At 61.8% G+C, this 21,674-nt stretch carries 21 protein-coding genes, 1 pseudogene and 1 riboswitch; of the genes and pseudogenes, 14 read left to right on the top strand and 8 right to left on the bottom strand.

Going from position 1 to position 21,674, the window contains the following annotated elements; translation table 11 throughout:
• Positions 1-8: 8 nt before the first annotated feature.
• From rimM to NX84_RS08870, 4 genes are read left to right on the top strand one after another with little or no spacing between them, the layout of a single operon-like run.
• Complete coding sequence (rimM, locus tag NX84_RS08885) at positions 9-509, top strand: ribosome maturation factor RimM (RefSeq protein WP_039675961.1); 501 nt, start codon at positions 9-11, stop codon at positions 507-509.
• Complete coding sequence (gene trmD / locus NX84_RS08880) at positions 506-1,360, top strand: tRNA (guanosine(37)-N1)-methyltransferase TrmD (protein WP_039675959.1); 855 nt, start codon at positions 506-508, stop codon at positions 1,358-1,360. Before rimM ends, trmD begins: the two co-directional genes overlap by 4 nt.
• Positions 1,351-1,719 (top strand): hypothetical protein, encoded by a 369-nt coding sequence (locus tag NX84_RS08875; RefSeq protein ID WP_039675957.1) that lies wholly within the window; start codon positions 1,351-1,353, stop codon positions 1,717-1,719. The genes trmD and NX84_RS08875 overlap by 10 nt, the downstream gene beginning before the upstream one ends.
• 42 nt (positions 1,720-1,761) lie before the next feature.
• The gene (locus tag NX84_RS08870; protein ID WP_039675955.1) at positions 1,762-4,071 is read left to right on the top strand and encodes a Tex family protein; all 2,310 of its coding nucleotides are present in this window, start codon (positions 1,762-1,764) and stop codon (positions 4,069-4,071) included.
• Between the two features lie 127 nt (positions 4,072-4,198).
• Here NX84_RS08870 and NX84_RS08865 read toward each other — a convergent pair whose 3' ends face one another.
• The gene (locus tag NX84_RS08865) at positions 4,199-5,275 is read right to left on the bottom strand and encodes an HNH endonuclease signature motif containing protein (RefSeq protein WP_231913811.1); all 1,077 of its coding nucleotides are present in this window, start codon (positions 5,273-5,275) and stop codon (positions 4,199-4,201) included.
• A 219-nt stretch (positions 5,276-5,494) separates the two neighbouring features.
• On the opposite strand from NX84_RS08865, the gene NX84_RS08860 reads away from it, so the two are divergent.
• Complete coding sequence (locus NX84_RS08860; RefSeq protein ID WP_039675953.1) at positions 5,495-7,660, top strand: YhgE/Pip domain-containing protein; 2,166 nt, start codon at positions 5,495-5,497, stop codon at positions 7,658-7,660.
• On the opposite strand, the gene NX84_RS08855 is transcribed toward NX84_RS08860, so the two are convergent.
• From NX84_RS08855 to thiC, 6 genes and pseudogenes are all read right to left on the bottom strand, one after another.
• Complete coding sequence (locus tag NX84_RS08855; protein ID WP_039675952.1) at positions 7,657-8,715, bottom strand: ThiF family adenylyltransferase; 1,059 nt, start codon at positions 8,713-8,715, stop codon at positions 7,657-7,659. The genes NX84_RS08860 and NX84_RS08855 overlap by 4 nt on opposite strands.
• Before the next feature lie 33 nt (positions 8,716-8,748).
• The gene (locus NX84_RS08850) at positions 8,749-9,528 is read right to left on the bottom strand and encodes a thiazole synthase (protein ID WP_039675950.1); all 780 of its coding nucleotides are present in this window, start codon (positions 9,526-9,528) and stop codon (positions 8,749-8,751) included.
• A gap of 7 nt (positions 9,529-9,535) precedes the next feature.
• Positions 9,536-9,733 (bottom strand): sulfur carrier protein ThiS, encoded by a 198-nt coding sequence (gene thiS, locus NX84_RS08845; RefSeq protein ID WP_039675948.1) that lies wholly within the window; start codon positions 9,731-9,733, stop codon positions 9,536-9,538.
• Positions 9,730-10,875, bottom strand: a complete 1,146-nt coding sequence (gene thiO, locus NX84_RS08840; RefSeq protein WP_039675946.1) for a glycine oxidase ThiO — start codon at positions 10,873-10,875, stop codon at positions 9,730-9,732. The genes thiS and thiO overlap by 4 nt, the downstream gene beginning before the upstream one ends.
• On the bottom strand, positions 10,872-11,522 hold the full coding sequence (locus NX84_RS08835) for a thiamine phosphate synthase (RefSeq protein ID WP_039675945.1): 651 nt from the start codon (positions 11,520-11,522) through the stop codon (positions 10,872-10,874). Before NX84_RS08835 ends, thiO begins: the two co-directional genes overlap by 4 nt.
• 138 nt (positions 11,523-11,660) lie before the next feature.
• Positions 11,661-13,317 (bottom strand): annotated as a pseudogene (gene thiC / locus NX84_RS08830) (phosphomethylpyrimidine synthase ThiC); the annotation flags it as partial.
• Positions 13,313-13,427: riboswitch (TPP riboswitch) on the bottom strand. It overlaps the preceding pseudogene by 5 nt.
• Positions 13,428-13,601: 174 nt before the next feature.
• On the opposite strand from thiC, the gene rplS reads away from it, so the two are divergent.
• The 9 genes from rplS to NX84_RS08785 all read left to right on the top strand — a co-directional run bounded on the left by rplS (position 13,602) and on the right by NX84_RS08785 (position 20,918).
• Entirely contained in the window at positions 13,602-13,946 is a 345-nt protein-coding gene (gene rplS / locus NX84_RS08825; protein ID WP_039675943.1) for a 50S ribosomal protein L19, read from the top strand.
• Between the two features lie 295 nt (positions 13,947-14,241).
• The gene (gene lepB, locus NX84_RS08820; RefSeq protein ID WP_111689415.1) at positions 14,242-14,937 is read left to right on the top strand and encodes a signal peptidase I; all 696 of its coding nucleotides are present in this window, start codon (positions 14,242-14,244) and stop codon (positions 14,935-14,937) included.
• A complete protein-coding gene (lepB, locus tag NX84_RS08815) occupies positions 14,915-15,643 on the top strand; it encodes a signal peptidase I (protein ID WP_039675941.1) in 729 nt (242 codons plus the stop codon). The genes lepB (NX84_RS08820) and lepB (NX84_RS08815) overlap by 23 nt, the downstream gene beginning before the upstream one ends.
• Positions 15,640-16,281, top strand: a complete 642-nt coding sequence (locus NX84_RS08810; RefSeq protein ID WP_039675939.1) for a ribonuclease HII — start codon at positions 15,640-15,642, stop codon at positions 16,279-16,281. The genes lepB (NX84_RS08815) and NX84_RS08810 overlap by 4 nt, the downstream gene beginning before the upstream one ends.
• 91 nt (positions 16,282-16,372) lie before the next feature.
• Complete coding sequence (locus NX84_RS08805) at positions 16,373-16,678, top strand: DUF2469 domain-containing protein (protein WP_039675937.1); 306 nt, start codon at positions 16,373-16,375, stop codon at positions 16,676-16,678.
• Positions 16,679-16,880: 202 nt separating this feature from the next.
• Entirely contained in the window at positions 16,881-17,306 is a 426-nt protein-coding gene (locus NX84_RS08800) for a YraN family protein (RefSeq protein WP_039675935.1), read from the top strand.
• Positions 17,293-18,816 carry a YifB family Mg chelatase-like AAA ATPase gene (locus NX84_RS08795; RefSeq protein ID WP_039675933.1) on the top strand — a complete coding sequence of 508 codons (1,524 nt, stop codon included), beginning with the start codon at positions 17,293-17,295 and terminating at the stop codon, positions 18,814-18,816. Before NX84_RS08800 ends, NX84_RS08795 begins: the two co-directional genes overlap by 14 nt.
• The gene (gene dprA / locus NX84_RS08790; protein WP_039675931.1) at positions 18,813-19,991 is read left to right on the top strand and encodes a DNA-processing protein DprA; all 1,179 of its coding nucleotides are present in this window, start codon (positions 18,813-18,815) and stop codon (positions 19,989-19,991) included. The genes NX84_RS08795 and dprA overlap by 4 nt, the downstream gene beginning before the upstream one ends.
• 15 nt (positions 19,992-20,006) lie before the next feature.
• Positions 20,007-20,918 carry a tyrosine recombinase XerC gene (locus NX84_RS08785; RefSeq protein ID WP_039675929.1) on the top strand — a complete coding sequence of 304 codons (912 nt, stop codon included), beginning with the start codon at positions 20,007-20,009 and terminating at the stop codon, positions 20,916-20,918.
• On the opposite strand, the gene NX84_RS08780 is transcribed toward NX84_RS08785, so the two are convergent.
• Positions 20,881-21,399 (bottom strand): M23 family metallopeptidase, encoded by a 519-nt coding sequence (locus NX84_RS08780; RefSeq protein ID WP_039675927.1) that lies wholly within the window; start codon positions 21,397-21,399, stop codon positions 20,881-20,883. The two genes, NX84_RS08785 and NX84_RS08780, sit on opposite strands and share 38 nt — an antisense overlap.
• Between the last annotated feature and the right edge of the window lie 275 nt (positions 21,400-21,674).

Here is a 21,674-nt window from a genome sequence, read left to right as displayed (position 1 = left end):
TTTAAGGCATGGAACTACTTATCGGCCGCGTGGTGAAATCCCACGGCATCAAAGGCGAGGTTGTCGTCGAGGTAACCACGGATTCCCCGGAGGAACGCTACGTTGTGGGCGAGGTCCTTCATGGCAAACAAGGAAAGAAGGAACACGAGCTCACTATCGCCACCCTCCGAGCGCATAAGGGGCGTCTGCTTATTAGCTTTAAAGAAATCCCTGACCGTACCGCGGCAGACTCGTTGCGAGGAACCCAGTTCTTTGCTGAGCCTATCGAGGATCCGGACGATGACGGTTTCTATGACCACGAGCTGGAAGGGCTGCGCGTACGACTGGACGGCCAGGACGTTGGTGAAGTAACCGGCGTGACGCACGGCCCTACGCAGTCACTACTCGAAGTAGAGCTGGCGAGCGGTAAAGAAGTGCTGGTTCCTTTCGTCGAGGCGATTGTCCCGGACGTTGACCTTGATGCCGGCACCTGCACCATTACCCCGCCGGAGGGGCTGCTCGAGCTATGAGAATCGACGTTGTCACTATTTTTCCCGAGTACCTCGACCCGCTGCGGCACGCGCTGCTAGGCAAGGCGATTGAGCAGGGAAAGCTCGCCGTGGGTGTGCATGACCTGCGTCAATGGGCTATGGACGTGCACAAGTCCGTCGATGATTCCCCGTATGGTGGCGGGCCCGGGATGGTGATGAAACCTGAGGTGTGGGGCCCTGCGCTTGACGACGTCTCCTCTGGCACCGCCTCCGCGTCCGATCTCGACAGTGCCCTGCCGCACCTGTCAAAGCCGCGACACGACGATATCCACGGCGTGGAATCCCATGCTTATGCCGAGCCCAGCGCCGAAGAAAAACCTCTGCTTATCGTGCCGACTCCCGCCGGAAAGCCTTTTACACAGGAAGACGCCCAGGCGTGGTCGGCTGAGGAACACATTGTGTTCGCCTGCGGGCGCTATGAGGGGATTGACCAGCGCGTGGTGGAGGATGCTGCTAAGCGCTACCGCGTGCGGGAAGTTTCCATCGGGGACTACGTGCTCATCGGCGGTGAGGTGGCTGCACTTGTCATCGCGGAGGCCGTGGTACGCCTTATCCCGGGAGTGCTGGGCAATCGGAGATCCCACGAGGAGGATTCTTTCTCTGACGGTCTTTTGGAAGGCCCGAGCTACACCAAGCCTCGCGAGTGGCGTGGCCTTTCCGTTCCAGACGTTCTGACGTCCGGCGACCATGCCAAGGTGGATCGCTGGCGCCGCGAACAGTCGCTGAAGCGGACACTGCAGCGCCGGCCTGAGCTGCTGGAGACCGCTGAACTAGATGCTGCCGACCGCGCATATCTTGAAGCACTGAAGGAGGAGACGTCATGGACGTGAGCACTGACCTGTCAATCTTGATGACCGAAGCTGAATGGAACAAGGTCCTAGCGGACATGCCACAGCGCCTACGCGAGGGCGGCGTCGAACCGCGTGACATCAATGCTGAGATCGTGTCCTTTACCTGCGAGCCGGACAACATCCTGGTCAATGAGTACATGACCACACATGGCTACGCGCCGGTAAGCGAGCACGTGTGGCGCGTCATCGTCAACGGCTCTTCAGATTTACCGCTGACGAAGGTGACCATAGTCGTTGCAGACTGCCTGCCGCCGCATACCTTGTGGTACGGAACCTCGGAAATTGGGCATACCGAGTTTGGGCTAGGCACTTCCTGCGCGTGGCAGGGCGGGGTATAGGGTGGGAAGGTCTTAAGTCCCCGACCCATACAAAGAGGTTTTGTGAATATCGCAGCCACCATCGCCGGCGAGCTGGGCGTGAAAGAACAGTTCGTCGACGCCGCCCTTAAGCTCATGGCGGAGGGAAATACTGTTCCGTTCATCGCCCGCTACCGCAAAGAAGCCACCGGCGGGTTGGATGATTCCCAGCTGCGCATCATCGAGGAGCGCTCGACCTACCTGCGGGAACTGGAGGAGCGCAAGGAAGCGGTGCTCGCCGCGATTGAGGAGCAGGGCAAGCTGACCGAGGAGTTGCGCGCGCTCATCGTGGCCTGTGAGACCAAGGCCCGCCTGGAAGACCTTTACTTGCCGTACAAGAAGCGCCGCAAGACGAAGGCGGATATCGCGCGCGAGGCAGGCCTGGAGCCGCTTACGGATAAGCTCATTGAGAACCCCTCGGCGGATCCGTCCGAGCTGGCGGGGGAGTACCTCACCGAGGGGTTTGAAGACACCAAGAAGGCTCTCGACGGCGCACGGTCGATCCTCATCGACCGTTTCGCGCTGGATGCCGACCTCGTTGGTGAGGTGCGCGAGCGCATGTACTCTAGCGGTTCCATGAACGCCGGCGTGGTGGAAGGTAAAGAGGCAGAGGGAACGAAGTTCAAAGACTACTTCGAATTTTCTGAGCCCTTTGAGAAATTGCCTTCGCACCGCATCCTGGCGCTGTTGCGCGGTGAGAATGAGGGCGTGCTGCAGCTCAACCTCGATGCTGGCGATGATGCTGTGTATGAGGGCCTGATTGCTGACCGCTTCGACCTGGATGTCGCTTCCTCGCGCTGGCTTGCCGACGCCGTCCGCTGGGGCTGGCGCACCAAACTCTCCATCTCCTCGGGCCTCGACGTGCGCATGCGCCTCAAGGAAAAGGCCGAGGAAGGCGCTCTCAAGGTCTTCGCCACCAACCTGCGCGACGTTCTCTTGGCCGCTCCGGCTGGCCAGCGCGCCACCCTGGGCTTAGACCCCGGTTACCGCAATGGCGTGAAGTGCGCGGTTGTCGACCCAACGGGCAAGGTCTTAGCCACCACGATTGTCTACCCGCACCAGCCACAGCAGAAGTGGGCGGAGGCGGTGAGGGAGTTGGCGTCGCTAAGCGCTGCTCATTCGGTGGACCTCATGGCGATTGGCAACGGTACTGCTTCGCGTGAGACGGAGAAGCTCGCAGGTCAAGTCGCGGACCTTATTGCGCAGGCCGGCGGTGCGCGCCCCACGCCGGTGGTGGTGTCTGAGGCAGGCGCCTCCGTCTACTCAGCCTCGCAGCTGGCGGCTGACGAATTCCCCGACATGGACGTCTCCTTGCGCGGCGCAGTGTCGATCGCACGCCGCCTGCAGGACCCGCTGGCGGAGCTGGTGAAGATTGACCCGAAGGCGATTGGCGTGGGGCAGTACCAGCACGACGTCAACCAGGTGGCGCTTGCCCGCACCCTCGACGGCGTGGTGGAGGCTGCCGTCAATGGCGTTGGCGTGGACCTTAATACGGCATCAGCCCCGTTGCTGGAGCGCGTAGCCGGCGTGAATTCCACGATTGCCGCCAACATTGTGGCCTACCGCGATGAGAACGGGATGTTTGCTTCGCGCAAGGAGCTGAAGAAGGTGCCGCGCTTGGGTCCGAAAGCTTTCGAGCAGTCCGCAGGCTTCTTGCGCATCAACGGTGGCAAGGATCCGCTCGATGCCTCGGCCGTGCACCCGGAGGCCTACCCGGTGGTAGCGCGCATCGCGGAGAAGACCGGCTTGGGAGTGTCGGAGCTCATTGGTAATTCTCGGGTGCTCGCCAAGCTTGCTCCATCCGACTTCGCTGACGAGACCTTTGGTGTGCCAACCGTTACGGACATCATCGCGGAGCTGGACAAGCCCGGCCGCGACCCGCGCCCGGAGTTCAAGACCGCGACGTTCAAGGAAGGCGTGGACAAGGTCTCGGACTTGAAACCGGGCATGATTCTGGAGGGCACCGTGACGAACGTGGCGGCCTTTGGCGCGTTTATCGATGTGGGCGTGCACCAGGATGGTCTCGTCCACGTCTCCGCCATGAGCCGCAAGTTTGTTTCCGACCCGCACGATGTGGTTCGTTCGGGCCAGGTTGTCAAGGTGAAGGTCATGGAAGTCGACGTGGAGCGCCAGCGCATTGGCTTGTCGCTGCGGCTTGACGACGAACCCGGCCAGCCCGCCCCCAAGCGCCGAAATGGGAATAACGATGGTGGCCGCTCGGGTGGAAAGAACTCGCGCCGCACTTCCGCTCGTAGCAGCGGGCGCTCCGACCGCGGCCGCGCCGACCGCGGCGGCGGCTCGATGGCTGACGCTCTGAAGAAAGCCGGCTTCTAATCAGGCTTAACCACCCCCGATCGATCAAACGGTCTGGGGGTTTACCCGTTTTAGCGTCCAACCTGGATGTGGGATCGCCGATGTCGCGGAGGCCCGGTGGTGGGCGTCCGCGTGGCGTGGCTGGGGTTTAGTCGGGTTTGTCTGGTCCTCGTGCGGTAGCTTGTTGGGCTTGTTGGTAGGCAGCTTGGGCGGTGATTGGTTCTGCCCAGGGTGGAATGTAGTCCACCTCTCCGCGTGATCGGAAGACGTAGCCGGCTCCGGTGGGTTTCTCCGGGTCATCATCATTAACCCCGTTGTGATAGGCACACAGCATTGTTAGATTCGGCGGGTCGGTGGTACCACCGGCCTTCCATGGCACCAGGTGATGCACGTGGGCATAATCAGCCGGTTTATTACATCCCTTCCTGGCACAGGTGGGGTGCTCAGCACTAGCCATCATGCGTTGTTCAAACCCGGCTAAGCGTTTCATGCGGTGCAGCCACACCGGCCCAATCGTGGGATGGACCAGGGTGACGTAGCCGATCTCGGCAAACTTGTAGTTCAAAAACTGCGTGCCAGTCATACGGCCACCGTTGGTGAGCTCCAGCACGATGTCATCACCGTCGCCGCTAACAATCTTGTCGAGCTTATCCAAGGTCACCACCACGCTGGTGAGAACAGCAGGTTTGGTACCGCCGTGAGATTTATTGAAGAAAACGTGCCGGGAGGCGTCGAGCAGGTTGTCCTTATTGATGGATTCCAGCACGCCACGCATCTCGGTGACGGTCATGGGATCATCGGTAATTGTTAGCGAGTGTGGCCCGTCTGCACGGTAGGTCATGCGCACCCCGGGTGTGGGGACACGTTTGGGCTTGAGCTCTTTGAGCCGTTTGGCCGCCACGGCGGGGATGCTGTGGGCGGGCGTGCCGGCAAGCTTGAGGCGTAGGTTCCAGGCATGCAGCTGATTTTTCAGCTTGGCGGTGTAGGACTCAATCAGGCTGAGCGTGGCTAAGTCGTGGCCTTGCTCTGCGGCCCGGTGGCGAGCTTGTCGTTGTTTACCCGTGAATTTCGTGGCGCCGAAGTAAATGTGGTTCAGGCGTGCCAGCTCGGCGGCATCGGCAGGCGAAGCGCCGAGTGCGCGTAAACGTTTCTCGCCTCCTACCGCTTGCTCCACCAGTGTGATCCCCGAGTTGCGGTAGGAGAAATAGGTTTCTAAATCCCCCATGACCCAGAACACTAAAGCACCCCACCCAACCCCGCAACCGGAAGGGGAGTGCGGGACACACGGAATGCGAATGACTGTAAGTGTACGCCAGTAACTCAAGTGGTGGTATGTTTGTTGAAACAAACGACATAGTGGCCTCGCTCACGTTTGCCCTTTGGGTGGAAATTCCTGGAAGGACGGCTGCAAGCGGACCTGAACTATCACTATGAGGAGACGGGCATGAGCCAAGCGACTAAAACGAGTACTGCGTATGCAGCGAATGATGCTTCGCCGACAAAGTCGGACGGGAGAGCTGACAGTAGCGAGGCGATGGGGTGGCACCGCGTTCTGGACTGGCGGCCGAGGAGCACACTGTCGCGAGTATTAATTGTCTTTCTGCTCGTCGCCCCCATCGTCGTCGCTGGCACCATGATGTGGGCCATGTGGGATCCCTCCAAGTACATGCGCAATATTGACTTGGCGGTGGTGAATGAGGATGTGGGCGTCGAGAAGCAAGGCAAGTACACCAACTACGGTGATCAGGTCGTCGAGGGCCTCATGGAAACGGAGTATCTCAATTTCGCCGAGGTCAGCAAGGGCGACGGGGATGAGGGGCTGCTTAAGGGCAAGTACCTCATGGTCGTGACCATTCCGAAGAACTTCTCCGAGCAGGCCGTGACGATTATTAGTGAGAAGCCGGTAAAGCCGGAGATTCACTTCGCCACCAATGACTATTACGGCACGAATGGCTCGGTGATTTCGTCGAGCCTCATCCCGCAGGTACAAACCAGTGTGGAGAATGCAATTTCCAAGAAATATGCCGACCAGGTCATTGAGGGACTCAACAAGCTTAGTGATGGCTTGGGAACGGCGGCGCAAGGCGCTGGGCGCTTGGACGAGGGTGCGGGCAAGCTCCAAGACGGCGGTGCCCGCGCGGTTGAGGGCATTGCCAAACTTGACTCCGGTGCGACTGAGCTCAATAACGGTACGGGTCAGCTTCTGGATGGCACGACGCGACTTAACGATGGTGTCGGGCGTCTGAGTGCTGGCGCCGCCCAACTGGATAATGGTGCTGCTCAGCTTGCAGACGGCTCGGATAAACTGCTCGCTGGCACCGAGCGCCTTGCTGATGGTGCAGGCCAGATTGATGGCGGTGTTAATCAGCTCACAGGCATGCTTATCCCAATTCTCAAGCAGGCTCAGGCTGTTGTACCTGCGCTGCTGCAGCTTGTCGACGTCCTTCGAAACCTCAACATGACCGAGCAGGCCGAGCAGCTGTACTCTTTGGTCTCCAAACTTGACCCGGCAACGAGCGGCAATATGGTGGCCCAATTAGAAAAGTTGTCCGCCGGAACTGGCCAGCTTTATTACAACTTGTCTGACCCGAACTCGGAATACCTGGGCGGCATGACGGCGCTCAACGACGGCGCCCACCGTCTGGCCGGAGGAACTCAAGAACTGCGCAACGGTGTGGGTGAGCTCAGCAGTGGTGCCGTCCAGCTCCACGATGGTGCTTCTCGTCTTCATGAGGGCACAGGCACGCTCAAAGATGGAACAAGCCAGTTGACGTCCGGTGGCACAGAGTTGAAGGCAGGTATGGACCAACTCAAGGAAGGTTCCAACGAACTTGCCACCAAGTTGGCCGATGGCGCAGCGAAGGCTCCCTCCATCAGCCAACCAGATACCTCTGCACAAAACATGGCGGTGCCCATCAACTTCACCTCATCCAATGTTCACCCGGTGCAGACTGTGGTTAACCCGATCGACCCGACGCACAAGAACATTACGGGCGGAGCATCGATGCTCTTCGTGCTGGTCTTTGGCTTCCTCGTAATGCTGCTTCTAGCGATGACGCTGCCGTACTATCTGGGGCGGCGCAGTGGGGCCGCGTCCAGCCCGGTTCGTGGCGTCCTGGCAGCGTTCGGTGTGGTGGCAGGTCTCAACTTCCTGGTTCTGGGCTTCATGGCTTTCATGTCAGCCACGGTGGGGTGGTCCCCAGCCAGCTGGCCGATGATGCTTCTCGTTATTGCTGCGATCGCCGCGGTCGGTGCGGCGACGTACCAGTTCTTCCTGGTCACGTTCGGCCGCAAAATTGGAGCAATCTTTTCCGTCGGCGCCTTTGCCCTCGGGATCATGGTCTTTGGAGGTGTGTGGCCGGTAGCTGCCATTCCACGCCCGCTGAGTCTGCTGCATCCATTCCACCCGATGTCGTATGCGAAGAATGCCTTTACCCGAGCTACGGACGGTATCCACGATGGAACCTTTTGGGCGGGTATCGCCGTTCTGTTCATCGTGACCGCTTTGGCACTGGTGGCCTCCTGCGTGGTGTTCCGAGCCCGCCACCACGGCACGGCTCGCATCCTGGATGAGCACCTCTTCCGCTCGAAGGTCGCGGCGAGCGCCTAGAAGCTGTAGGCATTGAGCCCGCCGGGGAGGTTGCGCAGCTCGATGCCCATGTCGGCGGCGAGGTCCGCGTAGCGCAAGGCAAATCCGGTGCTGCGCCCGCCGGAGGGGCAGGCCACGTACACCAAGTCTGAGTTGCAGGAGGCGAGTGCGCGGCGCACAGAGTCCTCATCTATGACGGTATGCCAGGGAAGTGACACCGCACCAGCAGAAGGGGTGGGGTGTTCGGAGATGTCGAGGAGCGCGGCGTGGCCGTCGCGAAGCTCTGGCGGCAAGGTGGGCTGGCCGGACAATGCAGTTACGAGTGGACGGTCTGAGTCGGCGCCCACGCGCAGCGAGCGGAAGCTGCCGGGGAGAGCGTCGTAGGAGGTTACACGGCCAAGAAGCTCCTCGTAGTGCGGCAGCTTGCCCAGCCAGCCTAGCGCCGCGGTGGCCATCAGCCCTGCAACCACCGACGTCGTGGCCCCGAGAACGCCAGCTGTGGAGCACTCGAGGGATTCACCGGTGGGCGGGGCGGGGAAAAGATCGCGCAGGCCCACCCCGCGCCCGTCGTCACAGTTGTGGCCGGAGTGCCACAGGGCGGACTGCCCGCCATAGCGCAGCACGGTTCCCCAGGCCAGTGGGGTGGAGGTGATTTCGCAGGCATCGGCGACGAGGTATTTCGTGTCGAAGGTATCGGAGCCATCGAGGACGAGGTCAGCGGCAGCACATAACTCGAGGACGTTGGAAGATTCGAGGCGCTGCTGAAGCGCGGTGATGGTGAGCTCGGGGGCGAGTTCACGGGCGCGTGCGGCTGCGACCTCCGCCTTGGGCTTGCCGACGTCCCCCGCGCCAAACAACACCTGCCTGTGCAGGTTACTGATGTCGACGGTATCGGAATCAATGAGCGTGATGCGGCCAATTCCTGCGGCGGCCAGCTGCTGAAGGGCGGGGCAACCGAGCCCGCCGGCGCCCACGACGAGCACGTGCGCGGAATTGAGTCGTTCTTGGGCGACGTCGCCGAAGCCGGGCAAGAGGCGTTGGCGCGCGGTCCGGGCGAGTTCGGTCTCGCTGAGCATGATGGCAGTCCTTCTACAAGGGGCGGTGGTGGGCTACAGGACCTGATCAGCCCAGTTGGCCAGACCCTCGAAGGTGGAGGAGGCCTGGGCGTGTTCGCGCTGGGGGATGCGCCCGGCGCTGCGTGCAAGGCGGCCTGCTTCGACGGCGTGGCGCATGGCGGTGGCCATGGCTTCCGGGTTCTGGCAACGGTTGACCGCGCTGGCCAGCAGCACGCCGGAGCAGCCCAGCTCCATGGCGAGGGTGGCATCGGAGGCGGTGCCGATGCCGGCGTCGACAAGCACGGGCACCGAGGCGCGCGAACAGATGAGCTCGAGGTTGTGCGGGTTGAGGATGCCCAAGCCGGTGCCGATGGGGGCGCCGAGCGGCATGACTGCCGCGGCGCCTGCATCCTCGAGGCGCTGGGCTGCCACGGGGTCGTCGCTGGTATAGGCCAGCACGGTAAATCCTTCGGCGCTGAGCAGCTCGGTGGCGTCGAGGGTCTCTACGACATCGGGTAGTAGCGTGTGTTCATCGGCGATGACCTCTACCTTCACCCACGAGGTGCCCAGCGCCTCGCGGGCCATGCGGGCGGTGAGAACGGCCTCGCGCGCGGTGCGGCAGCCGGCGGTATTGGGCAACGGCGCGATGTTGAGGCGGCGCAGCAGTTCAAAGATACTTTCACCGTCACTGGTGCCGGCGTGGCGGCGCATGGCCACGGTGGTCAACTCGGTTCCGGAGGCGATGAGTGCTCGCTCAAGGGCCTCGTGGCTGGTGGCCCCACCGGTGCCCATGATGAGGTGCGAGGAAAAGGTGGTATTGGCAATAGTGAGCATGTAGCTTCTAGCCTCCCTGTACTGCGGTGAGGATTTCCACGTCCGCACCTTCGGTCAGTGGGGTGTCTTGCCATTGTGAGCGGGGCACGACCTGTTCGGCGACGGCTACCGCGGTGCCGTCGGCAGCAATGCCTTTTTCCTCCAGCAGTTGGGCAACGGTGCTGGCCGCCGTGTCATAGGGCTGGCCGTTGAGAGTGAGGATCATTGGTGCTCCTTGAGGTGTCGCAGGGGATGACAGGCAGTGAGATCGATGCTGGGATCAGTGCCTTCGATGAGCTCGCGGGTACAGCGCGCGGCCAGGGCCGTGAGCAGGATGCCGTGGCGGAAATAGCCGGTAGAGATGACGAGCCGGTCGCTGACGCGGCCAAGATAAGGCAGGTCATCCGGTGTGCCGGGACGAGCACCTGCGCTGGCCTCGAGGAACTCGCACTCCTCGACGGCGGGGAGGATGCGGATGGCGTCGCGAAGCAGTGCGTAGACCCCGCCGGCCTGGGCCGTGGTGAGAGTATCCTCGCGGGAGGTAGCGCCAACGGCCAAGGTGCCATCGGCTCGAGGGATGAGGTAGATGGGGCGGTCCTCCACGAAGCCGCGGACGACCCGGTTAAGCAGCGGCTGCAGGTGCTCTGGCACGCGCAGGCGCACGATGTCGCCGTACACCGGGCGTAGTTGGAGGGGAGAGCGTTCTAATCCCGCCGAGCGTGCCCAGTCGACGTCGCGGGCGCCCAGGCCAGCAGCCAGAACGACGTCATCGGCGTGGAAGTTACCAGCGGGAGTGCTGACCACGCCTCTAGCGGCATCAACCGACTGCGCTGCCGTACGAAAGAAACGCACGCCGAGTTCTTGGGCTGCGCTCAGCAGCGAAGCGGCCCACTGGCGGGGAAAAACCTGGGTATCACCGGGGATGCTCACGGCAGCGGCGAGACGCGGGGAAAGAAGCGGTTCGGCGCGGCGGGCCTCGCGCACGGGCACGCGCTCGACCTCCATGCCGTGGAGAGATTGATAGTCAGTTAACTCAGTAAGGTGCTGGGCATCCGCCCGGTCAGCGGCGACGACGAAGGTGCCTTCATCACGGTAGCCGGTGGGAACCTCCGTGTGGGATGCCACCAGATCGATAAGTTCCGGGTACCACTCGCCGGAGGCTCGCATCAAGGGAAAGAGCGGATCCTGCTGATACACCACCTCAGCGGTGGGGGCGAGCATCCCTCCGGCGAAGTGCGTGGCACCGGATGCCGGCGCGGGATCGAGCACGGTGATCTCGTGACCCCGGGAAGCCAGCTCCACTGCGGTGGCTAGGCCCACTACACCTGCGCCGACAATGATGACGGAAGAATCAGTGGCGGTACTCATCGCGTACCTTCATCGAAGCCGGACAACAGCTCGCGGCAGTAGGCTTCTGGGTTTTCGGCATGCATGATGCCGCGCACGACAGCTAGGCCGGCCACGCCGGTCGCAGCCAAGTCCGCAGCATCGTTAGCGGTGACATCCCCGATGGCCACGAGGGGAACGCGGGAGAGCTTTACCAGTTCCGGGTAGGCGCCCAGACCCAGCGGCGGGCGGCCGGAGTTCTTCGTTGGGGTGGCACGGAAGGGGCCGCAACCGATGTAGTCAATATACTCAGCCACCTCGTTGGCGGCCGCGACAAGCTCGCGGGTGCCCGTGGTTAGCCCGATGATCGCCTCTGGCCCTAACAGTGCGCGGGCGGCTGCCACGGGCAGATCGTCTTGACCAAGGTGCACTCCGTGGATTGCTTCGCCGTCACGGCGGAGGGCAGCGGCGACGTCCACGCGGTCGTCGATAAGCACACGCGTTTCTGGGTTGGCCTCTGCCACCGCACGCGCCACGTCGCGGCCCAGCAGGTAGAGGTCGTGGGCAGAAATCGGCTTAGAACGTACCTGCACGACCCCCGCCCCGCCGCGCGCTGCGGCAGCCGCGATGCGCACGACGTCCGCATGCGAGCCCGCGCCCGTGACGAAGTAACAGCGAAGATCAGGCATTGACGCCGTCTTCCTCGTGATAGAGCTGCGAACCCTGTGCCTTAAACTCCTTCGATTTGCGCTCCTCACCTGCGCGGGCAGCAGCGATAACGTCAGGATCGACGGAGCCTTGGCCCGGGAAGCTGGGCATGCCGAGGGAATCGGAGAACGTATCGCGAATATCCTGACTGATGCGCATCGAGCAGAATTTCGGGCCGCACATCGAGCAGAAGTGCGCCGTCTTCGCTGGCTCGGCGGGCAGAGTCTCATCGTGGTAGGCCTGCGCGGTATCCGGGTCGAGGGAGAGTGCAAACTGATCGTGCCAGCGGAACTCGAAGCGGGCCTTGCTCATCGCATCGTCCCAAGCGCGTGCACCCGGGTGGCCCTTGGCCACGTCGGCTGCATGGGCTGCGAGCTTATAGGTGATAACGCCGGTCTTCACATCATCGCGATTGGGTAGTCCTAAGTGCTCCTTCGGGGTGACGTAGCACAGCATGGCCGTGCCACCCATGGCGATGTTCGCCGCACCGATGGCGGAGGTGATGTGGTCATAACCCGGCGCGATATCGGTAACCAGCGGGCCCAGCGTGTAGAAGGGGGCATCTGAGGCCCAGTCCTGCTCAAGCTCGTTGTTCTCCTGAATCATGTTGAGCGGCACGTGGCCGGGGCCTTCCACCATGACCTGAACGTCGTACTCCCAGGCGCGCCGGGTGAGCTCGCCGATAGTCTTGAGCTCAGCGAATTGTGCGGTGTCGTTGGCGTCCGCCAGCGAGCCGGGACGCAGACCATCACCCAGGGAGAAAGCGACGTCGTAGCGCGCGAAAATCTCGCAGAGCTCATCGAAGTTTTCATAGAGGAAGGACTCCTTGTGGTGCGCCAGGCACCAGCCCGCCATGATGGAACCACCACGGGAGACAATGCCCGTCACGCGGTCCGTAGTGAGCGGCACGTAGGGCAGCAGTACGCCGGCATGGATAGTCATGTAGTCCACGCCTTGCTCGCACTGTTCGATGACGGTATCGCGGAAAATTTCCCAGGTGAGGTCCTCCGCCACGCCGTTTACCTTCTCCAGGGCCTGGTAGATGGGCACGGTTCCGATCGGGACCGGTGAGTTGCGCAGGATCCACTCGCGGGTGGTGTGGATGTCATCGCCTGTGGAGAGATCCATGACGGTATCCGCGCCCCAGCGCGTGGCCCAGCGCAGCTTGGAGACTTCCTCAGCAATGGAGGAGGTCACCGCGGAGTTGCCGATGTTGGCGTTGATTTTGGTGAGAAACTTCCGCCCGATGATCATCGGCTCCGATTCCGGATGGTTCACGTTATTGGGCAGGATGGCGCGGCCGCGGGCAATTTCGGAGCGTACAAACTCCGGGTCGCAGTGCTCGCGCAGGGCCACGAACTCCATCTCCTTGGTGATGATGCCCTGGCGCGCATAGTGCATCTGGGTCACACGCTTGCCTTCTTTCGAACGCAGCGGCTGGCGACGCTCCCCCTTCCACTCCTGGGAAGCCGCACCGCGGCGCTCGGCGGAGCGGCCGTCATCGGCCAGGTTGCGGGCACGGCCTTCGTAGGCCTCTACATCGCCGCGCTCGGCAATCCACTCTGCACGCAGCGCCGGCAGGCCCACCTCAGGCTCACACTCCGGGCCACGGGTGCGGTATACGCGGAAAGGCTCGTTGGGGCCGGTGGGGGAATCATCCAGCTGGATTTCCGTCTCAGGCACCTCGAGGCCCTTCTCCCGGATGGGGGAGTAGGAGTGCTTGGGGTGGATCTCTCCGGAGACGGAGGACTGGATAGGGTTATGGGTAGCCGTCATGGCTGCTCCTCTCTTCCTTCGCTGGTGCTAACCAGACAGGTTCGAACGGTGCAGGCGCGGTGTCAGCGCCACTCTCAGCCCACTTCCTGCGGGCACCCGTGGGGTATCAGTGCGTTTCCCACCATAGAGGGTAAATCCCAGCCATGTCAGGCGTTTGGAACAATTTGGCCGGTGGGGGTGGGATATGGAAAGATGACGTTGTTCTATGTAACAGGCACGAACCGGTCAGCTACCGAAAGGTGGCGCTAGGGTCCTCTGTCTTAAACTGAAAAGGAAAACATTCAATGGCAAACCTCATTGACAAGGTTGACGCAACACAGCTGCGTGACGATATCCCGTCCTTCCGCCCGGGTGACACCCTCGACGTCAACGTCAAGGTTATCGAGGGCAGCACCGAGCGTACCCAGCTTTTCAAGGGCGTCTGCATTCGCCGCCAGGGCGACGGCATCCGCGAGACCTTCACTGTCCGTAAGGTCTCCTTCGGCATCGGCGTGGAGCGTACCTTCCCGGTTCACTCCCCGAACATCGCCTCCATCGAGGTAGTTCGTCGTGGCCGCGTTCGCCGCGCCAAGCTGTACTACCTGCGCGACCTGCGCGGCAAGAAGGCCCGCATCAAGGAGCGTCGCTAGTTCTAGCTGCTCTGCTCAGCCCTCCGCTTCCCACCTTTCCTGGTGGGAAAGGCGGAGGGCTTTGTGCTTTACAACGCTGCTCCTGCCGAGCCACATACCGAGGATGTCGTTGCACATTGCTAGGATTTAGCACGTGGATAAAGACAAGGACATGACTAAAGGTGTCTCTGAGAACCTCGCCGACGGTGTCACCAGCGGTGAGCGGGGCGCAGAGAAGAACGTGGATGCGGCGGTAGGGGGGACGTCGCCAAGCACTGCATTGTCTGCGAAGGAGCAGGAGAAAGAAAAGAAGCAGATGCCGTGGTTCCTGGAGACCGTCATCGTCGTGGTCTGCGTACTCGCGGTGGTCGGTGTGTTCCAGAACTTTGTGGGCCGCCAGTACGTCATCCCTTCGGGTTCGATGGAGCCGACCCTGCATGGCTGTGCCGGCTGCAACAATGACCGTATTTTCACCGAGAAGGTCTCGTATTACGGCGACAAGAACCCAGAGCCGGGTGATGTTGTCGTCTTCAAGGGCACCGAGGATTGGGATACCAACTGGCAATCCCCGCGCTCGGATAACCCGGTGATTCACCGCATTCAGGATGCTTTGAGCTATGTCTCGCTTACCCCGCCGGATGAAAACACCCTGGTCAAGCGAGTTATCGCTACCGGTGGGCAGACTGTGTCCTGCCAGGAGGGCGACCCAGCCGTCATGGTAGATGGCAAGCCCATTGAGCAGGACTATGTTCAGGACCCGCCCACCTACCAGGTGGACGAAACTACCGGTTCCTATGCCTGCGGCGGTGCTTACTTTGGTCCGGTGACCGTACCGGAAGGCAATATCTGGGTGATGGGTGATAACCGCACGGCATCGGCGGACTCGCGCTACCACATGCAGGATGAGTACCAGGGCACCATCCCCCTGGAGAACGTGCGTGGCAAGGTCATGTTCGTGTTCTTCCCCTTCAACCGCATCGGTGGGGTCGATGACCCGGACATCCAGTCCTAAACGCAGCCAGGAAGCCGCACGCCTGCGCACACGCGACGTGGTGTGGGCGCTTGCGGTGACCTTTGCTGTGTTGGCTCTCATCCAAGCCTTTGTGGGGCGGATGTACCTTATTCCATCGTCCTCGATGGAACCGACCCTGCATGGCTGCCCTGGGTGCGCGAACGACCGCATCGTCGTGCAGAAGGTCAGCTACTATTTCTCTGACCCGCAGCCGGGAGACGTCGTGGTCTTTTCCGGACCAGATTCGTGGAATACCTCGTTTGACGTCGCACGTTCCCGCAACGTTGTTGTGCGCGGGCTGCAAAACCTAGGCGCTGTGGTGGGGCTGGTGCCCAACGGTGACAACATCCTGGTCAAACGTGTCATCGCCACAGGCGGGCAGACCGTGTCCTGCGAGGAAGGCGATCCTGCCATCATGGTGGACGGGCATGCAACGAGCCAGGATTTTGTCCTTGACCCTCCCGAGATTCCCATCGATAGTAGCGGGGCCTCACAAGCGTGCGGCGGTGCCTACTTTGGTCCGGTCACGGTACCGGACGGTCACCTGTGGGTCATGGGGGATAACCGCACCAATTCCCTCGACTCCCGCGCGCATCTGGGCGATAAGCTGCAGGGCACCATCCCCGTCGAGAATGTGCGAGGCAAAGTCGAAGCCGTGGTCCTGCCGGTCAGCCGCGCGCACCCGATCGACCATCCAGAACTATGAGGCGGCTGAAGCAAAAGCGCACGTATGAGGTGGCGTTGTCAAAGGCGGGTCTGGGGCCGGTGGCGGGCGTGGATGAAGCTGGGCGAGGGGCCTGCTGTGGCCCGGTGACCATTGCTGCCTGCATCCTTCCGGAACGTATCCTCCCGGGGCTTGAGCGCCTTGATGATTCCAAGAAACTGAGCCCTGTTGCACGTGCCCAGTTGGAACCGATCATTAAACGGCGAGCTCTCGCCTGGTCCGTGGTGCACATTGAGGCTCGAGAAATCGACACCTTTGGAATCCAACACGCCAATGTGTCCGGCATGCGCCGCGCGGTGGCGCAGTTGGAGGTCCGTCCGGGCTATGTGCTTACCGACGCACTCCCAGTCCCCGGTATCCCTTCCCCGCAGCTGCCGATCATCGGTGGCGATGCCGCCGCGCGGTGTATTGCAGCAGCGAGTATCTTGGCCAAGGTTTCCCGGGATCGTCTCATGGCGGAACTTGAGCAGCGCTACCCGGGCTACGGGCTGAGCAGTCACAAGGGATATGGCACCGTCGCGCACCAGGAGGCTATTGCTCTTTTGGGGGCAACACCGGAACACCGGATGAGTTATCGCAATGTTGCTGGCGCCCATGCGGATTTCCTCGCGCGCGCCTGAGCGCTTCAACGCTGTGCGGGAAGTAAGCTGAGGCACGTTCTGTCACAACACGTGACAACCACCGGAGACGTGAGCGAAGGAGAAGCACACCGTGAGCGCTGAGGAACTCGATAACTACGAGGCTGAAGTCGAGCTGTCGCTGTACCGCGAGTACCGCGATGTGGTCAGCCAATTCTCCTATGTGGTGGAGACCGAACGCAGGTTTTACCTGGCCAACGCCGTCGAACTTATCCCGCACACGTCCGGACCTGATGTCTATTACGAGGTGCGCATGTCGGATGCGTGGGTGTGGGACATGTACCGCTCCGCACGTTTCGTGCGCTACGTTCGCGTCATCACCTACAAGGACGTCAACATTGAGGAGCTGGACAAGCCGGACTTCGTGCTTCCGGACTAGCCCAGGCTGTGGATAACCCCGAGGGTGTGGGGTGACCCCGGACTCGTTATCCACAGATATGCCGTGTGGGGCTGTGGGCCCCTCGCCAGGAGATAGGTGCCTGGGGTGTTCTGGATAGTGCCGTGAGGTCTACGGCACAAGGACTGGGCTTGTGTCGTGCTTGCGGCGTGTAGAGAACACGACCAGTCCAAGGAGCACCTCCATGACCAGAACTTCAGCAACGTCTACTCGAACAGGGACCCTGAACTCGCCCGCCGCGGGCCAGACCATCCGCCCCCAAGACGCTTTAGGGCGAGCGGGTGAACAATTCGCCGCCGACTTCTACCGGGCACGCGGCAGCCAGGTAATAGCTGCGAATGTGCAGTACTCCGTGGGGGAGATAGATCTCGTTGTACGCGAGCGGGATGGGACAATTGTCTTCGTCGAGGTCAAGACCCGCGCCACGCGCAATTACGGCGTCGCAGAGGCGGTGACGAAGCGCAAACTGCAGCGCCTGCGCAAGGCTGCCGCCTACTGGCTGGATGGCAAACCGCTTTCCGAGGTCCGCTTTGACGTCCTCGGCCTCGTACAATCTGGCGCCGACTTCGATGTGGAGTACTTCCAGGGGGTGGAACATGGCGCTCGGTAGGTGCGACACGATTGCGCTCGACGGTGTACTTGCCAAAGTCGTTGAGGTGGAGGCCAACGTCGGGCCAGGACTCCCGGGAGTACACGTGGTGGGCTTGGGCGATGCCGCGATTTCTGAGTCGCGCGACCGCATCCGCACAGCGGTGAGCAACTCTCACTTGCCCTGGCCCAAGACCAAAGTCGTGGTGTCGATGTCCCCGGCGTCGCTGCCCAAGGCTGGAGCCCATTTCGACTTGCCCATGGCACTTGCCATTCTGGCGGCGGGGCAGGCGGGCAATAGCCGTCTTGACGGGACAATCGTGTTGGGCGAACTAGGGCTTGATGGCCGCGTTCGGCCGGTATCTGGCATCATCCCCGCGCTTCTGGCAGCACGCTCCCAGGGCTATGACACTCTCATCATCCCGCCGGGCAATGCCGCGGAAGCAGCTCTCGTGCCGGGAATGCGGGTCCTTGTCGCCGAGACACTGTGGGATGCTTTTGCCTGGGCTTGTGGCAGCGATTGTCTTGCCGCAGCGGAGCTTGTTGCACGCGACGTCGTAGCGTTGCGCGAAGAGCCAGCCGACTTCAGCGAAGTGGCCGGCCAGAAGGAAGCTAAGTGGGCAGCAGAGGTCGCGGCAGCCGGCGGGCATCACGTCATGATGGTCGGCCCACCTGGGTCTGGAAAGTCCATGATTGCCTCCCGCTTGCCCAGCATTCTGCCGCGGTTGACTACCGACCAATCAGTTGAAGCTACCGCTATTCATTCGGTGGCAGGCTCAGTGGGGACAGTCATTTCCCGGGCCCCCTTTATCGCCCCGCATGCCTCAGTGACCAGAGCCGCGCTTATCGGTGGTGGCTCGGGCCGCCCGCGGCCGGGCGCTGTGAGCCTAGCTCACCACGGAGTTCTCTTCCTGGATGAAGTTAGTGAGGTACCTGCCCAGGTGTTGGACGGCCTTCGCGCACCGTTGGAAGAAGGGCAGGTGCGTTTGGCCCGGGCGCGCCGGGAGGTTACATTCCCTGCACGTTTTCAGCTGGTGCTCGCGGCGAACCCCTGCCGCTGCGGCACAGAAGATCCAGCACGCTGTGAATGCAGGTCGGTGGACCGGATGAACTACCTCTCCAACCTTTCGGGCCCCTTGCGTGATCGCCTCGACATTATCATCTCCTTGTCCGGCCAGTCCGCAGTGCTCAATGCCGAAGGCGAGGAAACCTCAGCTGTTATTGCGCAGCGCGTAGCCGAAGCCCGTGAACGCATGACCACTCGATGGGAGAACGACGGTCTAGGCGTGGTGAATAACGGTGCTGTTTCGGCCTCGTATCTGCGGCGTCATCGTCCCGCAGCTGAATCCGCCATGATCATGCTGGCAGCCTACTTGGCTGAAGGAGAGCTCAGCCAACGTGGCGTGGACCGAGTCTTGCGATTGGCCTGGACGCTGGCGGATCTTGATGGCGCAGCCCGCCCAGACCTCGACCACGTCAGCCGGGCACTTGACCTGCGTGGCGCGGGGACAATCGAAAGGTTGGCGGCATGAGTGAGCTCAATCTATCGACACCCCAGCACACCTGGGCCTATCTCAACCGCGTGGTGGAGGGACCCTCACCTGAGCTGCATGGATTGCTCACTCACTACCCCGCAGAAGAGATTGCTCACGGCATTTATAGGGGAGAGGACTGGATCGGTCCGTTGCGCCAGTCCACGGCTTCGCGGCGTGATTGGTTGCGTCAAGACGAAGACCTAGCTGCCGCGGAAGCAGTTGGGGCGAGGTTGATTACCCCAGACGACAATGAGTGGCCGGGCGAGGAGTTCTCCAGTGCTTTCGGTTTCTATCAACAGGGGCTTGTCGATGCACCCGCCACCTTCGATGACCAAGCCGTCCCTCCCCATAGTTTGTGGGTACGCGGCGGTAATCTGCGTGAGGCCGTAGCGCAGTCTGTTGCTCTGGTCGGCACTCGTGCAGTTAGCCGCTACGGCTGGGAAGCAAGCCGGTTATTAGCAGGCGGCTTAGCTACCCACCAGTGGACAATTGTCTCTGGCGGCGCGGTTGGTGTGGACACTGCTGTTCACGAAAGCGCCTTGGACGCAGGCGGCCAGACAGTGGCGGTGGCCGCCTGCGGCATCGACATTTCCTATCCGGCGCGCAACGCACAGCTCTTTGAGAAGATTGCCGCGTCAGGCTGCGTTGTTTCGGAGTTCGCGCCGGGAACCCGGCCGCAGCGCTTTCGATTTCTTTCTCGTAACCGGCTGGTGGCAGCGATGACGGCGGGCACCGTGGTTGTGGAGGCTGGTTTCAGATCGGGTGCGCTTAACACGTTGAATTGGGCGGAAGCTCTGGGCAGGGTAGCTATGGCGGTTCCGGGGCCAATAACAACGTCGGGTTCATTGGGCTGTCACCAGCGCATCCAGGAGGGTCGCGCGCAATTGGTGGCTTCTGCTGATGAGGTACGAGGTTTGGTTGGCCAAGTCGGTGCCGTGGACGCGGCGGGACAATACGAGTTGGAGTTCCAGCCCACGGCGGTCCAGCGGCTTTCTCGAAACGAGCTCAAGGTGTATGACTCCACGCCTCCTGAAACCGCGGAGGAAGGAGCGAGCGCCGAAGACATTGCCGCGGCGGCAGGCATGCGCGTGGCCTTGACAGTGCACCTGCTGGTGGCGATGCAGAAGATGGGGGTGATAAGCCGTACCGGATCGCTATGGCAGCGTACGTGAGTACACTCTTGAGTTATGAGTGGCGCAAGTGAAAATGGTGGGCGGCGCGTTGGGGCGCAGCTGGAGGAAGCAATAGAGGACTTCGCTGAACACCAGCGTGTTGTCCGTGGCCGCTCATCCGCCACCGTTCGCGGATACTGCTCAGACCTGCGCTTGCTGAGTGACAGCGTGCCTGACTTTGCCTCCTTCACGTTGACTGCGCTGCGCGCATGGTTGGCCCGCGCAGTCGAGGAAGGGAAGTCTCGGTCCACGCTGGCGCGGCGCACCGCCTCACTGCGCGCGTTCTCAGCCTGGGCAGCACGTGAAGGTTATCTCACCACGGATGTGGCTCAACGTCTGGTGACGCCGAAGGTGGGCAAGCACCTGCCCACGGTCATGTCGCCCTCTGCCGCTGGTGAGCTGATGGGCAATGCAGTCTCCACTGATGAGGTTCACTTCCTGCGTGATAGCGCCATGCTGGAATTCCTCTACGCCACCGGCGTGCGTGTCGCGGAACTGGTTGGGCTGGATATCGGCGATGTTGACCTCGCGCGCCGAACCGCACGCGTCACCGGTAAAGGAAATAAGCAACGCGTAGTGCCTTTTGGGGCAGCAGCAGCAGAGGCGCTGGAGGCGTGGTTGAGTTCTGGGCGCGGCCAGCTAGCGGGTGACACTGAGGCTGTATTTGTGGGGACTCGTGGCAGCCGTATTGATGCCCGCCAGGTGCGACGAGTTGTGGAGCGCGCCGCACAAGTGACAGGGGAGTCGGGCCTGACCCCACACGGCCTCCGGCACTCGGCCGCCACACATCTTCTAGAAGGCGGCGCTGACCTTCGTATGGTCCAAGAGCTATTAGGACACTCTTCGCTGCAGACCACGCAGGTCTATACCCACGTCTCAGCGCAGAGGCTTAAGGACGTCTACGCGCGTTCCCACCCACGGGCTTGAGCCGGATGACGGGTTCGCCCAACAGCCCTAATGGGTCGATGTAGTCCTCACGTCCTTCCACGGCACCCCAGTGGAGTCCCGGATAGCCGTCGACGGACGGCGCCAGCGTGCCAATGATGTCTCCCTCTGTGACGTGGTCACCTTTTTTGACTCTCGCAAAGACAGGTTGATAGGTCGTGCGAATCCCGTCGTCATGCTTGATGGATACCACGGGTTTACCAGCGACCGAACCCGCGAAGTGCACCACTCCATCCCCGGCCGCGCGCACAGAGCCGCCTACTGGCAGGGCTAAGTCAACACCGCGATGACCGGAGAGCCAGCGCTGCTCGGGAGGCTCGAATCCCCGCAATACCTGAGTAGCTGTGGGAAAACCGGTCGTCGGATCGACGTAAGACAGGGCCTGCGGAACAGTGACTACGGCAACGTGAGCCAGGACGGCGACGGTCGCAAGAACGGTGGTGATGTGAGGGCGGTGCTGCATGATTCCAGCATTGATGCTTGAGATTGTCGTGGGAAGGGGGAGAAAGTGAGGTGTGGATAACCTGTTAAAGAAGAAACGTATGTTTCAGCCGTGGGGAAGCTAGGTGAGGATGTCAACAAAGTCCCTGTGAGTTTAGGGTCTGTCGTTTTGGAATCCTCGCGCGTGCAGTACTAAGCTGGCCGTCAGCAGTCTGTGTTCACTGCTCTTGTGTTGTCCTTCGGGCTCCCTGTCCGAGGTGCATGAAGAGTGGAACTCTGGATTGACTACGCGCGGCG

It is taken from the genome of Corynebacterium minutissimum, from assembly GCF_000805675.1.
In the GTDB taxonomy this organism is placed as follows: domain Bacteria; phylum Actinomycetota; class Actinomycetes; order Mycobacteriales; family Mycobacteriaceae; genus Corynebacterium; species Corynebacterium minutissimum.
This window is presented reverse-complemented; position numbering and strand designations above follow the sequence as displayed.

What these genes read in the sequence shown, in the direction of transcription:
- rimM (WP_039675961.1), top strand. Translation starts at nt 9, where the DNA reads ATGGAACTACTTATCGGCCGCGTGGTGAAATCCCACGGCATCAAAGGC.
- trmD (WP_039675959.1), top strand. Translation starts at nt 506, where the DNA reads ATGAGAATCGACGTTGTCACTATTTTTCCCGAGTACCTCGACCCGCTG.
- NX84_RS08875 (WP_039675957.1), top strand. Translation starts at nt 1,351, where the DNA reads ATGGACGTGAGCACTGACCTGTCAATCTTGATGACCGAAGCTGAATGG.
- NX84_RS08865 (WP_231913811.1), bottom strand. Translation starts at nt 5,275, where the DNA reads ATGGGGGATTTAGAAACCTATTTCTCCTACCGCAACTCGGGGATCACA.
- NX84_RS08860 (WP_039675953.1), top strand. Translation starts at nt 5,495, where the DNA reads ATGAGCCAAGCGACTAAAACGAGTACTGCGTATGCAGCGAATGATGCT.
- NX84_RS08855 (WP_039675952.1), bottom strand. Translation starts at nt 8,715, where the DNA reads ATGCTCAGCGAGACCGAACTCGCCCGGACCGCGCGCCAACGCCTCTTG.
- NX84_RS08850 (WP_039675950.1), bottom strand. Translation starts at nt 9,528, where the DNA reads ATGCTCACTATTGCCAATACCACCTTTTCCTCGCACCTCATCATGGGC.
- thiS (WP_039675948.1), bottom strand. Translation starts at nt 9,733, where the DNA reads ATGATCCTCACTCTCAACGGCCAGCCCTATGACACGGCGGCCAGCACC.
- thiO (WP_039675946.1), bottom strand. Translation starts at nt 10,875, where the DNA reads ATGAGTACCGCCACTGATTCTTCCGTCATCATTGTCGGCGCAGGTGTA.
- NX84_RS08835 (WP_039675945.1), bottom strand. Translation starts at nt 11,522, where the DNA reads ATGCCTGATCTTCGCTGTTACTTCGTCACGGGCGCGGGCTCGCATGCG.
- rplS (WP_039675943.1), top strand. Translation starts at nt 13,602, where the DNA reads ATGGCAAACCTCATTGACAAGGTTGACGCAACACAGCTGCGTGACGAT.
- lepB (WP_111689415.1), top strand. Translation starts at nt 14,242, where the DNA reads ATGCCGTGGTTCCTGGAGACCGTCATCGTCGTGGTCTGCGTACTCGCG.
- lepB (WP_039675941.1), top strand. Translation starts at nt 14,915, where the DNA reads ATGACCCGGACATCCAGTCCTAAACGCAGCCAGGAAGCCGCACGCCTG.
- NX84_RS08810 (WP_039675939.1), top strand. Translation starts at nt 15,640, where the DNA reads ATGAGGCGGCTGAAGCAAAAGCGCACGTATGAGGTGGCGTTGTCAAAG.
- NX84_RS08800 (WP_039675935.1), top strand. Translation starts at nt 16,881, where the DNA reads ATGACCAGAACTTCAGCAACGTCTACTCGAACAGGGACCCTGAACTCG.
- NX84_RS08795 (WP_039675933.1), top strand. Translation starts at nt 17,293, where the DNA reads ATGGCGCTCGGTAGGTGCGACACGATTGCGCTCGACGGTGTACTTGCC.
- dprA (WP_039675931.1), top strand. Translation starts at nt 18,813, where the DNA reads ATGAGTGAGCTCAATCTATCGACACCCCAGCACACCTGGGCCTATCTC.
- NX84_RS08785 (WP_039675929.1), top strand. Translation starts at nt 20,007, where the DNA reads ATGAGTGGCGCAAGTGAAAATGGTGGGCGGCGCGTTGGGGCGCAGCTG.
- NX84_RS08780 (WP_039675927.1), bottom strand. Translation starts at nt 21,399, where the DNA reads ATGCAGCACCGCCCTCACATCACCACCGTTCTTGCGACCGTCGCCGTC.